The organism is Streptomyces sp. NPDC030862, from assembly GCF_055571835.1.
In genome coordinates, this window is record NZ_JBVIEN010000006.1 from 462,939 (window position 1) to 477,210 (window position 14,272).

Annotated in this window: 10 protein-coding genes; 8 read left to right on the plus strand and 2 right to left on the minus strand. The window is 73.8% G+C overall.

Features of this window, described 5'->3' with window-relative positions:
• The first annotated feature begins 289 nt into the window (after positions 1–289).
• The 4 genes from ACZ42X_RS19185 to holA all read left to right on the plus strand — a co-directional run bounded on the left by ACZ42X_RS19185 (position 290) and on the right by holA (position 4,932).
• Entirely contained in the window at positions 290–1,051 is a 762-nt protein-coding gene (locus ACZ42X_RS19185) for a ComEA family DNA-binding protein (protein WP_468291091.1), read from the plus strand.
• Positions 1,048–3,558, plus strand: a complete 2,511-nt coding sequence (locus tag ACZ42X_RS19190) for a ComEC/Rec2 family competence protein (protein WP_468291094.1) — start codon at positions 1,048–1,050, stop codon at positions 3,556–3,558. Before ACZ42X_RS19185 ends, ACZ42X_RS19190 begins: the two co-directional genes overlap by 4 nt.
• 11 nt (positions 3,559–3,569) lie before the next feature.
• Positions 3,570–3,815, plus strand: coding sequence for a hypothetical protein (locus ACZ42X_RS19195; protein ID WP_468291097.1), 246 nt, complete (start codon positions 3,570–3,572; stop codon positions 3,813–3,815).
• A gap of 124 nt (positions 3,816–3,939) precedes the next feature.
• The gene (holA, locus tag ACZ42X_RS19200; protein ID WP_361413618.1) at positions 3,940–4,932 is read left to right on the plus strand and encodes a DNA polymerase III subunit delta; all 993 of its coding nucleotides are present in this window, start codon (positions 3,940–3,942) and stop codon (positions 4,930–4,932) included.
• A 355-nt stretch (positions 4,933–5,287) separates the two neighbouring features.
• Here the strand turns inward: holA and rpsT are convergent, their stop codons facing one another.
• Positions 5,288–5,554, minus strand: a complete 267-nt coding sequence (gene rpsT / locus ACZ42X_RS19205) for a 30S ribosomal protein S20 (protein WP_355355943.1) — start codon at positions 5,552–5,554, stop codon at positions 5,288–5,290.
• Positions 5,555–5,761: 207 nt separating this feature from the next.
• Between rpsT and lepA the strand changes: the two genes are divergently transcribed.
• Positions 5,762–7,633, plus strand: coding sequence for a translation elongation factor 4 (lepA, locus tag ACZ42X_RS19210; RefSeq protein WP_468291100.1), 1,872 nt, complete (start codon positions 5,762–5,764; stop codon positions 7,631–7,633).
• A gap of 257 nt (positions 7,634–7,890) precedes the next feature.
• Entirely contained in the window at positions 7,891–9,780 is a 1,890-nt protein-coding gene (locus ACZ42X_RS19215; protein WP_468291103.1) for an AMP-dependent synthetase/ligase, read from the plus strand.
• A gap of 108 nt (positions 9,781–9,888) precedes the next feature.
• Here ACZ42X_RS19215 and ACZ42X_RS19220 read toward each other — a convergent pair whose 3' ends face one another.
• Positions 9,889–11,358, minus strand: a complete 1,470-nt coding sequence (locus ACZ42X_RS19220; protein ID WP_468291106.1) for an amidase — start codon at positions 11,356–11,358, stop codon at positions 9,889–9,891.
• A 124-nt stretch (positions 11,359–11,482) separates the two neighbouring features.
• Here ACZ42X_RS19220 and ACZ42X_RS19225 point away from each other — a divergent pair, with 124 nt between their 5' ends.
• Positions 11,483–12,118 carry a TetR/AcrR family transcriptional regulator gene (locus ACZ42X_RS19225; RefSeq protein WP_468291108.1) on the plus strand — a complete coding sequence of 212 codons (636 nt, stop codon included), beginning with the start codon at positions 11,483–11,485 and terminating at the stop codon, positions 12,116–12,118.
• 251 nt (positions 12,119–12,369) lie between these two features.
• On the plus strand, positions 12,370–14,271 hold the full coding sequence (locus ACZ42X_RS19230; RefSeq protein WP_468291245.1) for a SpoIIE family protein phosphatase: 1,902 nt from the start codon (positions 12,370–12,372) through the stop codon (positions 14,269–14,271).
• The last annotated feature ends 1 nt before the right edge of the window (position 14,272 follow it).

Below are 14,272 nucleotides of genomic sequence, written 5' to 3' on the forward strand. Positions count from 1 at the left end.
GAACCGAACACGCACAGTGACGAGTCTCGCGACGAGCGGGCCCGGGCGGATGCCGGGATCAGACGGACGGAGCCGTGCCCGCGGGCGCGCTCGTGTCCACGCCCGCGCCCGCGGCCGGGTACGGCGACAGGCCCACGACGGGCATGCGGCCACGGCACCCCGCCAACGTGCGGAGGCGCTCTTCGACGGTACGGGGGCCTTCGACGGTACGGCGGCGTACGCGATGCCCCCACCTCCGGGTGCGGCCCCCGCCGCGGCCGGACCGGACGCACCGGGGACGGGGGCGGGGATGGGGACCGGGGCGGGGACGGAGACGGAGCCGGAGACGGGGACGGCGACGGCGGAAGCGCGAGGAGCACGCGAGCGGTGGTGGCCCGCGCTGCGCGACCGCTTACCGCTGTGGCTGCAACTGCGGTGCGGGGTCGAGCCCAGGGCGCTCGCCGCGCTCGCGGTGGTACTGGTCGTGGCGGCCCTCGTGGCCGGACGGTACTTCTGGGCCGGGCGGCCGGAGGCCGTGCACGCTCCCGAAGTCGTCGGGGCGGCGGAGCCGGCGGCCGCCCCGACGACTGGAACGGCCGGCCCGCCGGTGCCGACCGCCTCGCCCCCGGCCGTGGTCGTCGACGTGAGCGGCAAGGTGCGGCGGCCCGGCGTACTGCGGCTGCCCGCCGGGTCGCGCGTCGCCGACGCGCTGCACGCGGCGGGCGGGGTCCGGCCGGGCACGGACGTCTCCGGCCTCAACCGGGCGCGCCTGCTGATGGACGGCGAGCAGGTGCTCGTGGGCGTCACCCCCGCGCCGGCCGGACCGGCACCCGGTCCCGGCCCGGGCGGCGCCTCCGGTCAAGCGGGTGCGGCGGGTGCGGGGCCCGTGAGCCTCAACACCGCCACCGTCGAACAGCTGGACGCGCTGCCCGGCGTCGGGCCCGTACTGGCCCAGCACATCGTCGACTACCGCACCCGGCACGGGGGCTTCCGGTCGGTCGATGAGCTCCGCGAGGTCAACGGGATCGGCGACCGCCGGTTCTCGGACCTCCAGCCCCTGGTACGGCCATGACCCCCGGGACCGCCCCGGCCCGCGCGCCGGTCCACGCCGCGTCCGGCCACCCGCTCGGTGCCGCCGACCCGCGCCAGGAAGAGCCTGCCGACCTGCGGCTCGTGCCTCCGGCCCTGGCCGCGTGGGTGGCGGCGGCCCTCGCGGTCGGTGCGCCGGGATGGTGGACCGTCGCGGGAGTGGCCGTCGGCGTCGCGGCGGCGCTCGGGCTGCTCGCCCGCGTGACGGTACGTCGACAGCGGCGCGCGCGCTCGTCGCCCGGTGGGCGGTGGCGTGCGAACGTCACCGCGTGCGCCGCCGTCCTGCTGTGCGGCGCCGCAGGCGCGGCATCGGCCGGCCTTCACGGCGCCGATCTGCGGCGGGGGCCACTGCCGGGGCTGGCGCGGGAGTACGCGCGCGTCACCCTCGACGTCACGGTCACCTCCGACCCGCGCCCGGTGCGGCGGGTCGGCGGCCCGGCCGGGACAGGCTCGGTCGTCCTCGACGGCGAGGCGACACGCGTCACGGTGACCGGCGGCGGCGCCACCAGGATCCGCACCCCCGTGCTGCTGATCGCACCCGTCGAAGCCGGGTGGCAGCGGCTGCTGCCCTCCACCGGGGTGCGCGTGGCCGCGCGGCTGGCCCCGCCGCAGCGCACGGCGGACCGGTTCGCGGCCGTCGTGCGCGTCGGCACCGGGCCACCGCGCGTGACCGGGCCGCCGAACGCGCTCCAGCGCACCGCCGGGAAGCTGCGCGCGGGCCTGCGCACGGCGACGGACGGGTTGGCGCCCGACGCCCGCGCGTTGCTGCCCGGCCTGGTCGTCGGGGATACCTCCCGCATCCCGCCCGAGCTGTACGACGCCTTCCGGGCGACCGACCTCACGCACCTGCTCGCCGTCTCCGGCAGCAACCTCAGCGTCGCGCTGCTGCTGCTCATCGGCAGGCCGGGCTCGGCGCTGAGGGCGGAGCGCGGCGGGCTGGCACCCCGGTTGGGGCTCGGGCTGCGGGCGACCGCGCTCATCGGCGGGGCGCTCACGCTCGCCTTCGTCGTGGTCTGCCGGCCCGACCCGAGCGTGCTGCGCGCCGCCGCCTGCGGACTGATCACGCTGCTCGCCATCGGGACCGGGCGCCGCAGATCCCTCATCCCCGCCCTGGCCGCCGCGGTGCTGCTGCTGGTGCTGTACGACCCGTGGCTGGCGCGCAGTTACGGCTTCCTGCTGTCCGTGCTGGCGACCGGGTCCCTGCTCACCCTCGCCCCACGCTGGAGCACCGCGCTGCGGCGGCGCCGGGTGCCGTCCCGCATCGCAGAGGCGCTGGCCGCGACCGCGGCGGCCCAGGCCGTGTGCGCGCCCGTGGTGGTGGTCTTCGCGGCCCGGGTCAGCCTGGTGGCGATCCCCTGCAACCTGGTCGCCGAGCTCGCGGTGGCCCCGGCGACCGTCCTCGGCTTCGCCGCGCTCGCCGCGGCACCCGTGGCGATGCCGGTGGCCCGGCTGCTCGCCGAGTGCGCGGGGTGGCCGGCCGGGTGGATCGCCTCCGTCGCCCGCGCCGGGGCCGCGCTGCCCGGGGCGGAGGCCGGCTGGCCGGGTGGCTGGCGGGGTGGACTGCTGCTCGCCGCCGCCACCGGTGCGGCCCTGCTGCTGGCCCGGAGGGTGCCGTACCGCTCGCTCGTGGCCGCCGCCTGCGCGGCGCTGCTGCTGCTCGCGGTGGTGCGGCCGCCCCCGCTGACCCGGCTCGTCACCGGATGGCCGCCGCCGGGCTGGCTCTACGCGATGTGCGACGTCGGGCAGGGTGATGCGATGGTGCTCGCGGCCGGTCCGGGCGCGGGCGTGGTGGTGGACGCGGGACCCGACCCGCGGCCCGTGGACCGGTGCCTGCGCGACCTCGCTGTGAGCCGCGTACCGCTCGTGGTGCTCACCCACTTCCACGCCGACCATGTCGCCGGACTGCCCGGGGTGCTGCGGGGGCGCGAAGTCGGTGCCGTCCAGACGACGAGCCTCCGGGAACCGGCGGGCCAGGCCGCGTTCGTCTACCGGACGGCCCGCGCCGCCGGGGTGCCCGTCATACCTGCGGTACCGGGGGAGCGGCGCCGGACCGGCGCCCTGGAATGGCGCGTGCTGTGGCCGGGAGCCCGGCCCGGCCCGGACCCCGAGGGGCCCAACGACGCCAGCGTCACGCTGCTCGTCCGCGCCGGGACAGGAGGCTCCCAGGTGACCCTGCTTCTCCTCGGCGACCTCGAACCGCCCGCACAGCGGGGCCTTTTGCGGGCCCACCCGGACCTGCCGCCCGTCGACGTGCTCAAGGTCGCCCACCATGGCTCGTCCCATCAGGACCCACGCCTGATGGACCGCGTCCGGCCCCGGCTCGCCCTGGTGTCGGCAGGCCGGGACAACGACTACGGCCATCCGTCACCGCGTACGGTCGCCGCCCTGCGTGACGGGGGAGCGGTGGTGCTGCGCACCGACTTGGACGGCCCGATCGCGGTCACCGGCACCGGGCGGGACCTGCGGGCCACGGCCCGGAACCGGCATTGAACAATGGTCCTGTGAACGATGTGAGACATGTGCTGGTGCTGCCCGACCGGGATGCCGCGGAGGAGGTGGCCGAGGCTCTCGGCGACCGGTTCGGGCTCCACGAGGAGCCGCAGTTGGTACGGGACGCGCTGGCCGGCGAGGACGACGCCGAGGACGCGCAGTGGCTGGTGGTCGTCGAGGACCCGGAGGCCCGGCTCGCTGCGGCCGAGCTGGACGACTTCGCGGCCGAGTGGGACGGCTGGCGCGAGGAGCCGTAGACGGAGCCGTGGAGGGAGCAGTAGACGGGGCCGGAGACGGACCTGTAGAGGGCGCCGTAGGCGCGGCCGCGGGAGGGGCCGGGCGGGGACGGGTTGTCGGTGGCGCGTGCGATCCTGGTTCGCGATGGCCACCAGAAAGAACGCGACCGACGACCCCCTCGCCCCCGTCACCCTGGCCGTGGGCCAGGAGGAGCTGCTCCTGGACCGCGCGGTGCAGCAGGTGGTGGCGGCCGCCCGTGCCGCCGACGCCGACACGGACGTCCGCGACCTCACCGCCGACCAGCTCCAGCCGGGCATGCTCGCCGAGCTGACGAGCCCGTCGCTCTTCGCCGAGCGCAAGGTGCTGATCGTGCGGAACGCGCACGACCTCTCCGCCGACTCGGTCAAGGACGTCAAGACCTACCTCGGGGCGCCCGTCGAGGAGGACATCACCCTCGTTCTGGTCCACGCCGGCGGTGCCAAGGGCAAGGGCCTGCTCGACGCGGCACGCAAGGCAGGGGCACGCGAGGTCGCCTGCCCGAAGACCACCAAGCCCGCGGAGCGTCTGACGTTCGTGCGCGGCGAGTTCCGCGCGCTGGGCAGGTCGGCGACGCCCGAGGCGTGCCAGGCGCTCGTCGACGCGATCGGCAGCGACCTGCGGGAGCTCGCCTCCGCGGTGTCGCAGCTCACCGCGGACGTCGAGGGCACGATCGACGAGGCGGTCGTCGGCCGGTACTACACCGGCCGTGCGGAGGCCTCCAGCTTCAACGTCGCCGACCGGGCGGTGGAGGGCCGGGCGGCCGAGGCCCTGGAGGCCCTGCGCTGGTCGCTCGCGACGGGCGTCGCGCCCGTGCTGATCACCAGCGCCCTGGCGCAGGGCGTGCGCGCCATCGGCAAGCTGTCCTCGGCGCGGGGCGGCCGCCCCGCCGACCTCGCCCGCGAGCTCGGCATGCCGCCCTGGAAGATCGACCGCGTGCGGCAGCAGATGCGCGGCTGGACGCCGGACGGCGTGGCCGTGGCGCTCCGAGCGATCGCGGAGGCGGACGCCGGGGTCAAGGGCGGCGGGGACGACCCGGAGTACGCCCTGGAGAAAGCGGTCGTCGCCATCGCCCGCGCGGCCCGCTCCCGCCGCGGCTGACCCGACACGACTGACCCGGCACGGCTGACCCGCCGGGGGCGGTGGACCGCCGGAGGGCGGGTCAGCCCCGGCCCGGCCCACCCCCGGCCCACCCCGGTCCAAAAAGCCCCGCGCGCCCCGTACGTAGAGGGAACCCCGCGTCCCGGTACGCCGAAGGCCCCGGCCGCGGTCCTGGGGAAGGACCGAGGCCGGGGCCTTCGGATCACGATGCTGGGTCCGTACCCGCGTGGCGAACGCAGGCCGCGTACGGTCCCGGGGTGCCGGTCGGGAGCGGATGAGAGGGCCCGCTTGGGTCCCTTCCGGCGGCTGATCCCGCGGGATCAGGGTGAATCAGGATGGATCAAGAGCAGAAAGCTCAGCCCTGGAGGGAGGCAACCTTGGCAGCCAGCGCCGACTTCTTGTTGGCGGCGGCGTTCTTGTGGATGACACCCTTCGAGACGGCCTTGTCGAGCTTGCGGGCGGCCTCGCGAGCGGCCACGGTGGCCTTCTCGACGTCACCCGCGGCGGCAGCCTCACGGGCCTTGCGGATCGCGGTCTTGAGCGACGACTTGACGGCCTTGTTGCGCAGGCGCGCCTTCTCGTTCGTCTTGTTCCGCTTGATCTGGGACTTGATGTTCGCCACGAAAGAGCCTTTTCAGGTTCGTAAGGATTTCTTAGAGGAGTGCCTCAATGCTGAGAGGGCTATGAGACACAGCTGCCCACGGTACCAGTCGTGCTCCGAGCGGCCCAAACCGAGCGCCCGTCCCCGTCCGTGGGACCATGGAACCTACGTATCGATCCGACGTCGACCCGAGCAGAGACGCCAGCGTCTCGAGAATCAGGACCCTGCGTGCCCGCGACCCCTACCCACGTGCCCGAGCCGAGCCGTACCGACCCGGCGCTGATCCGCAACTTCTGCATCATCGCGCACATCGACCACGGCAAGTCGACCCTCGCCGACCGGATGCTCCAGCTGACCGGTGTGGTCGAGCAGCGGCAGATGCGCGCTCAGTACCTCGACCGCATGGATATCGAGCGCGAGCGCGGCATCACGATCAAGTCCCAGGCTGTGCGTCTGCCGTGGGCCCCGACCACGGGCCCCGGTCAGGGCAGCACCCACATCCTCAACATGATCGACACCCCCGGCCACGTCGACTTCACGTACGAGGTGTCGCGGTCCCTGGCCGCCTGCGAGGGCACCGTCCTGCTCGTCGACGCCGCCCAGGGCATCGAGGCGCAGACCCTCGCGAACCTCTACCTCGCGATGGAGAACGACCTCACCATCGTCCCGGTGCTCAACAAGATCGACCTGCCGGCCGCCCAGCCGGAGAAGTTCGCCGAGGAGCTGGCGAACCTGGTGGGCTGCGAGCCCGACGACGTCCTGCGGGTGTCCGCCAAGACCGGTCTCGGCGTCGAGGCGCTGCTCGACCGCGTGGTCAAGGATGTCCCGGCGCCGGTCGGCGTCGCCGACGCCCCCGCCCGCGCGATGATCTTCGACTCGGTCTACGACTCGTACCGTGGCGTCGTGACGTACGTCCGTGTCATCGACGGACAGCTCAACAAGCGCGAGCGCATCCGCATGATGTCGACCAACGCGACCCACGAGCTGCTGGAGATCGGCACGAACTCGCCCGAGATGCTCCCGGCGGACGGCCTCGGCGTCGGCGAGGTCGGCTACCTGATCACGGGTGTGAAGGACGTCCGGCAGTCCAAGGTCGGTGACACCATCACCACCCTGCACAAGGGCGCCACCGAGGCCCTCGGCGGTTACAAGGACCCGAAGCCGATGGTCTTCTCGGGCCTGTATCCGCTGGACGGCTCCGACTACCCCGAGCTGCGCGACGCCCTCGACAAGCTGCAGCTCAACGACGCCGCGCTCGTCTACGAGCCGGAGACGTCCGCCGCGCTCGGCTTCGGCTTCCGCGTCGGCTTCCTCGGCCTGCTCCACCTCGACGTGATCCGTGAGCGGCTGGAGCGCGAGTTCGGCCTCGACCTCATCGCCACCGCGCCCAACGTGGTGTACCGCGTCCTCATGGAGGACGGCACCGAGCACACGGTCACCAACCCGAGCGAGTTCCCCGAGGGCAAGATCAGCGAGGTGTACGAGCCGGTCGTACGCGCCACCATCCTCGCCCCCAGCGAGTTCATCGGCTCCATCATGGAGCTGTGCCAGACCCGCCGCGGCACCCTCCTCGGCATGGACTACCTTTCCGAGGACCGGGTCGAGATCCGCTACACCCTCCCCCTCGCCGAGATCGTCTTCGACTTCTTCGACCAGCTGAAGTCCAAGACGCGCGGGTACGCCTCCCTCGACTACGAGCCCACCGGCGAGCAGGCCTCCAGCCTCGTCAAGGTCGACATCCTGCTGCACGGCGACAAGGTCGACGCCTTCTCCGCCATCACGCACAAGGACGCGGCGTACGCGTACGGCGTGCGGCTCGTGGCCAAGCTGCGCGAGCTCATCCCGCGGCAGGCCTTCGAGGTGCCGATCCAGGCGGCCATCGGCTCCCGCGTCATCGCCCGCGAGACGATCCGCGCCATCCGCAAGGACGTCCTCGCCAAGTGCTACGGCGGTGACATCTCCCGTAAGCGGAAGCTGCTGGAGAAGCAGAAGGAAGGCAAGAAGCGGATGAAGATGGTCGGCTCCGTCGAGGTGCCGCAGGAGGCCTTCATCGCGGTGCTGTCGAGCGACGAGTCCGCCGGCGGCAAGAGCAAGAAGTAGCCGGGAGCAGCGAAGAAGCAGCCCCGCGCGGGTACGTGCGCCAAAGCGCCCGTTCGGTTCACGGACGGGCGCTTTTGCGTGCCCACGGACCGCACAGGTACTGCACAGTCGTTATGAACCGGGTATCAAGCGCCTGGCCGTAGCCCCTTACATGGCGGACGACAGCGCTCTAACCTGATCCCGCCCGAGGGTTACTCGCCAGTTAAACAACCACCCCGTCGTGCAGCCCTGCCGCAAGCCGCCGCCCGGAGGACGCCGTGAGCGACACCAAGACCCTGATCGAGAACCGGCCGCCCTCCGTGGCGTCCCTCTTCCTTGAGCGCGTTGCGAAGACCCCGGACGCCGAGGCCTACCGCTACCCCGTCCCCGCGGCCTCCGGACAGGGCCCCGACGACTGGAAGTCCCTCAGCTGGCAGCAGGCCGCCGACCGCGTGTACGCCGTCGCCGCCGGCCTCGTCGACCTGGGTGTCCAGCCGGAGGAGCGCGTCGCGCTCGCCTCCGCCACCCGCGTCGAGTGGATCCTCGCCGACCTCGGCGTGATGTGCGCCGGCGCGGCCACGACCACCGTCTACCCGCAGACCAACGCCGACGAGTCCGCGTACATCCTCGCCGACTCCGACAGCCGCGTGCTGATCGCCGAGGACGCCGCCCAGCTCGCCAAGGCCCGCGCCAAGCGCGCCGACCTGCCCCACCTCGCCCACGTCGTCGTCATCGACGCCGGCGCGGTGGAGGTGGACGAGGCCGACCCCGAGGGCTGGGTCCTCTCCCTCGCCGATCTCGAAGAGCGCGGCAGGGCGTACCTCGCCAAGCACCCGGACGCCGTCAAGGAGCGGGTCGCCGCGATCAGCGCCGACCAGCTCGCCACCCTCATCTACACCTCCGGCACCACCGGCCGCCCCAAGGGCGTACGGCTGCCGCACGACAACTGGTCGTATATGGCCAAGGCCATCGCCGCGACCGGCCTCATCACGGCGGACGACGTGCAGTACCTGTGGCTGCCGCTCGCGCACGTCTTCGGCAAGGTGCTGACCTCCGGCCAGATCGAGGTCGGGCACGTCACCGCCGTCGACGGCCGCGTCGACAAGATCATCGAGAACCTGCCGGTCGTCCAGCCCACCTACATGGCCGCAGTCCCCCGCATCTTCGAGAAGGTCTACAACGGGGTCGCGGCCAAGGCGCGGGCGGGCGGCGGCGCCAAGTACAAGATCTTCACGTGGGCGGCCGGGGTCGCGCGCGAGTACGCCAAGGTCACCCAGGACAACTTCCGCCGCACCGGCACCGCGAGCGCCCCCTTCGGCCTCACCGCCAAGCACAAGGTCGCCGACGCGCTCGTCTACTCCAAGCTCCGCGACGCCTTCGGCGGCCGGCTGCGCGCCGCCATCTCCGGCTCGGCCGCCCTCGCGCCCGAGATCGGCTACTTCTTCTCCGGCGCCGGCGTCCACATCCTGGAGGGGTACGGACTGACGGAGTCCAGCGCCGCCAGCTTCGTCAACCCCGGCGAGGCGTACCGCACCGGTACGGTCGGCAAGCCGCTGCCCGGCACCGAGGTCCGCATCGCCGACGACGGCGAGATCCTGCTGCGCGGCCCCGGCATCATGGCGGGCTACCACGGGCTGCCGGAGAAGACCGCGGAGGTGCTGGAGCCGGACGGCTGGCTGCACACCGGGGACATCGGCGAGCTGTCGGTCGACGGCTACCTGCGCATCACCGACCGCAAGAAGGACCTCATCAAGACGTCCGGCGGCAAGTACATCGCGCCCGCCGAGGTGGAGGGCCAGTTCAAGGCGGTCTGCCCGTACGTCTCGAACATCCTCGTCCACGGCGCCGACCGCAACTACTGCACGGCGCTGATCGCCCTCGACGAGCCCGCCCTCCTCGGCTGGGCCGAGGAGCACGGCCTGAGCGGCACGTCGTACTCCGACCTCGTGGCCAGGCCCGAGGTGAACCAGCTCGTGCAGGGGTACGTGGACCGGCTCAACGAGGGGCTGCAGCGCTGGCAGACCATCAAGAAGTTCCGGCTGCTCCCTCGCGACCTGGATATCGAGCACGGCGAGCTCACCCCGAGCCTCAAGCTGAAGCGGCCGGTCGTGGAGCGCGAGTACAAGCACCTGATCGAGGAGATGTACGAGGGCGCCAGGGAGGTGTGAGCGGCTGCCGGGCCCACCGCCCGGCCCCGCCCCGCCGGCCCGGGCCTGCCCCGCTCGCCCGGGCCCGCCCGGGCCGCGCCCGCTGGGGCCCGCTCCGGCGGGCGCGGGCTACGGCCGAGGCGTGACCGGCGTGACCGGCGGGGCAGGCTTGGCACCGGTCACACCGGTCACCGGAGTGACCGGTGTGAACGTCCCCCGCCGCCGCTCGATGGCCGCCGCGGCCCGCAGGCACAGGTCCTCCCGGTACATCCCGCCGACGATCTGCACGCCCTGCGGCAGCCCGTCGGCGACGCCCACGGGCACCGTCACCGACGGCGTACCGACGAACGTGTTCGCCCTGCACAACCGGAGCGCCGCCATCGTGCGGGCGTTGTCCTCCACGGTGCCGTGCATGGTGTCGGGGAAGGGCGCCGGCTCGGTCGACACCGGCCCCAGCACGAGCGGGAACCGCTCGAAGAGCCGGGCCCAGTCGCGCTGGACGCCCAAGCGGACACCGGTGAGCCGGAGGTACTCCGCGAGGTCGACGGGCGGGTGCTCCTGGAGGGTGTACTCCACGTGCCGCCGGCTGTCCTCGGTGAGCAGGTCCCGCACCGCCGGCCACATCAGGGCGAACTCCGTGAAGATCAGCCCGTGGTAGGCCTCGACGGCCTCGTCCAGCCTCGGCACCTCGACCTCCTCCAGTGCGTACCCGGCGTCCTCCAGCGCCGCGGCCGCCGCCTCCACTCCGGCCCGCACGTGCGGGTGGACGCCGCCCCCGCCCGGGTCGGTGACGACGCCGACCCGGACCGGGCGACCGGGCGCGAGGGGCGGCCCGTCGAGCGGGACCGGCACCGCGCGGGGGTCCTGCGGATCGGCGCCGGCGAGGACCTCGTACACCAGCCGCAGGTCCGCGACCGAGCGCGCGAGCGGGGCGTCGACGGGAAACAGCTGGGAGGACAGCGTCGGGTCCTGCGGACCGATCCGGTGGTCGAGCGCGAACCTGCCGTAGGAGGGCTTCAGCGCGGCCACGCCGTTGAACGCCGCCGGAACGCAGATCGATCCGCCCGAGTCGTTGCCGAGTCCGAGCGGCGCCATGCCCGTGGCGACCGCGACCCCGTCGCCTCCGCTGGTTCCCCCGGGTGTCCGGGCCGGGTCCCAGGGGTTGCGGGTGGCGCCGTACAGCGTGCTGACGGTGTGCATGCCGGCGATGGTCATGTCGGGCAGGTTGGTCCGGCCGACGGGTATCGCCCCGGCCCGGCGCAGCCGGCGCACCGGCGGCGCGTCCTCGGCGGGTACGAGACCGCGGAACCGGGGCACGCCGAAGGTCGTGGCCGAACCGGCGACGTGGATGTTCTCCTTCACCGTGAACGGCACGCCGGCCAGCGGGCCGAGCGGCTCGCCCGCGGCCCGGCGGCGGTCGGTGTCCCGAGCCGCGGCGCGGGCGCTGTCGGCGAGGACCTGCGTGACCGCGTTCACCGCGGGGTTGGCCGCGGCGATGCGGGCGAGATGGGCCTCGGTGACGTCCACGGCGCTGACCTCGCCGCCCGCGACGGCACGCGCCACTGCGGAGGCGTCCTCGCGCCAGAGTTCCCGGTCCATGCGACGGCTCCTTGGGTTCGCGCTGCGGGCGCAGCTCTGCTCCGGATACAGTTCTGTATACGGATACAGGTCTGTATGCGAAGTGCGCCAGCGATTTCCATGGAGACGGAGGGCAGGGCACGCCATGGCACCACCGAAGCGTCGCCTCACGCGCGAGGAGACCAGGCAGCAGACGCGGGACCGCCTGGTGCAGGCCGCGGCCGAGCTGTTCACCGAACGCGGCGTCAACGGCACGTCCGTCGAGCAGATCGCCGAACGAGCCGGCTTCAGCCGCGGCGCCTTCTACGGCAACTTCGACGACAAGAACGAGCTCGTACGCGAACTGCTCCTGCGCCGCACCCAGGCCGAACTGCGCGAGGTGCGGGCCATGGCCGCCGACGCCGCCTCCTTCGCCGAGGTGCTGGACCGGCTCCGCGCCTGGAACAGGGCCCGAGCCGAGCACCTCACCTCCTGGCTGGCCCTCCGCCTGGAGCTCCTGCTCCACGCGGTGCGCAACCCCGACCTCCGCCGGCCCCTGGCCGAGCGCGAAGAGCTCGCCCGGGACGCCATCGGGGCGGGCATCCAGCAGGAACTGTCCCGGCGCGGCATCGCCACCCCGCCCGCCGACCCGGCCTCGCTCGCCCTGATCGCCCACGCCCTGGAGGACGGTCTGCTGATCCAGCGGCTCCTGACCCCCGATCGGATCAGCGCCGAGGTGGTCGTCGACGCGGTCGAGCTCCTCCTCGACTCCTGGGCCGCCCTGGGCGCCGCCGAGAGGTAGGTTCCGCGTCCGAGGGGGCTTGCTTCACGGGGGCGGGACCCGCTTTTCGTGTCCTTCCCGCGCCCACTTCGATGACTCGGCGCTTATGGACGAGCTCGATCTGTCACTCTGTCGGTGTCCGAACCGGGAGCCGACGAGGAGAGCACGTGGGGTCCTTTCCAGCACAGCGGGCACAGCGGCCGCAGGCGCTCCAGCCCATGGATCCAGTCGAGCCCATGACGCCCATGACGCCCATGGCCTCCATGGCCTCCATGGCGTGCGCGGAGTCGCAGGACCATCTGCCACCCCGGCAGCCGCCGCCCCACCACTCCGTGGCCCGCACCAGCCTGCCCGGCAACCCGCTCGCCCCCGGCGCCGCACGCCGCTTCGTACGGGCCGCGCTCGCCGACTGGACCGGCCTCGCGCTGCCCGCCACCGCCGCGATCACCGACCGCGTCGCGGACGACGCCGTACTCGTCGTCGCCGAACTCGTCACGAACGCCGTCGTCCACGCGGGCACCACCGTCGAGCTCCTCTTCCGGCTGGAGGAGCCCGACGCCGACCAGCCCGCCGCCCTGGTCCTCGAAGTCTCCGACCACCACCCCACCCGCACCGTCCGCAACGAACACCCCGCCCACGAGGAGGGCGGACCGGAGGAGTACGGCCGCGGGCTCCAGCTCGTCGCCGCCCTCGCCGAGTGCTGGGGCATCACCTACCGCCCCGGCCTCAAGACCGTCTGGGCCCGCCTCCCCCTCGACGGCTGGAACACCTGCCCCGTGCCCGGCCCCGAGCCGGCCATCCAGCGCGGCCTGCGCGCCGCCGAGATCCTCGCCCCCGCGCCCCGCCGCGCCGTCCGCGACGACCAGGAGTGGATCGGCAGCGGCGCGCTGACCTTCCTCGCCGAGGCGTCCGACCTCCTCGCGGGCCAGCTCGACGAGGACCTCGTCGCCGCGCTCGCCGGACAGCTGCTGGTACCGCGGCTCGCGGACTGGTGCGCCTTCTGGCTGGAGGGCGACGGCGGCGAGGGCGGCGCGGCCGCCGTGCCCCGCCTCGCGCGCGTCTGGCACGCCGACGAGTCCGCCATCGAGCCGCTGCGCGCGGTCCTCCAGCAGGAGCCGCCGAAGCTCCCCGGCCCCGCCCACACCGCCCCCGTGCCCGTCCCGTGGCCCGACCCGTCGGGCGACGGCCACGGCACCGCGCTCGCCCTGTGCCTCGTCGTGGGCGGCCGCGGGCTCGGCACCCTGATGATCGGGCGGCGCGGCACCAGCCGCATCCCGGACGCGGTCACCGCCCTCATCGAGGACTTCGCGCGCCGCGTGGCACTCGCCATCGGCGCCGCCCGCCGGTACACGCGCCAGGCCACCATCAGCCGCGTCCTCCAGCGCGGACTGCTGCCCAGCAAGGTCGCCCAGATCCCGGGCGTCGCCAGCCATGTCGTGTACGAGCCCAGCGACGACGGGCTCGCGGGCGGCGACTTCTACGACGTCTTCCAGGCGGCGGGCCGCTGGTGCTTCATGCTCGGCGACGTCCAGGGCAGCGGCCCCGAGGCCGCCGTCGTCACCGGCCTGGCCCGGCCCTGGCTGCGGCTCCTCGCCCGCGAGGGCCACCGCGTCGGCGAGGTCCTCGACCGGCTCAACCGGCTCCTCCTCGACGACGCCACCGAGGCCGCCGAGGCCGCCGCGCTGGTCGTCGCCGCCGCCGGGGGCCCCGACGCGCAGCCGATCAGCCCCACCCAGTCACGGTTCCTGTCCCTCCTGTACGGCGAGCTCGCGCCGCTCCCACCGGAGGAGGGCGGCGGCGCCCGCTGCACCCTCGCCTGCGCCGGGCACCCGCTTCCGCTGCTCCTGCGCCCCGACGGCACCGTGTCGCCCGTCGCCGTGCCGCAGGTGCTCCTCGGCGTCATCGACGACGTCGCGTACGAGACCCACACCTTCCACCTCGCGCCCGGCGACACCCTGCTGTGCGTCACCGACGGCGTCACCGAGCGGCGCTCCCGCGCCGGCCGGATGTTCGACGACGAGGACGGCCTCGCCCGGACGCTCGCCGGCTGCGCCGGGCTCACCGCCCAGGGCGTCGCCGACCGGATCCGGCAGGCCGTGCACACCTTCGGCGAGGGGCCGGTCTCCGACGACCTCGCCCTCCTCGTCCTCCAGGCCGGAGAACCACGCGAGTGAC

What these genes read in the sequence shown, in the direction of transcription:
- ACZ42X_RS19185 (WP_468291091.1), top strand. Translation starts at nt 290, where the DNA reads ATGGGGACCGGGGCGGGGACGGAGACGGAGCCGGAGACGGGGACGGCG.
- ACZ42X_RS19190 (WP_468291094.1), top strand. Translation starts at nt 1,048, where the DNA reads ATGACCCCCGGGACCGCCCCGGCCCGCGCGCCGGTCCACGCCGCGTCC.
- holA (WP_361413618.1), top strand. Translation starts at nt 3,940, where the DNA reads ATGGCCACCAGAAAGAACGCGACCGACGACCCCCTCGCCCCCGTCACC.
- ACZ42X_RS19220 (WP_468291106.1), bottom strand. Translation starts at nt 11,358, where the DNA reads ATGGACCGGGAACTCTGGCGCGAGGACGCCTCCGCAGTGGCGCGTGCC.
- ACZ42X_RS19225 (WP_468291108.1), top strand. Translation starts at nt 11,483, where the DNA reads ATGGCACCACCGAAGCGTCGCCTCACGCGCGAGGAGACCAGGCAGCAG.
- ACZ42X_RS19230 (WP_468291245.1), top strand. Translation starts at nt 12,370, where the DNA reads ATGGCGTGCGCGGAGTCGCAGGACCATCTGCCACCCCGGCAGCCGCCG.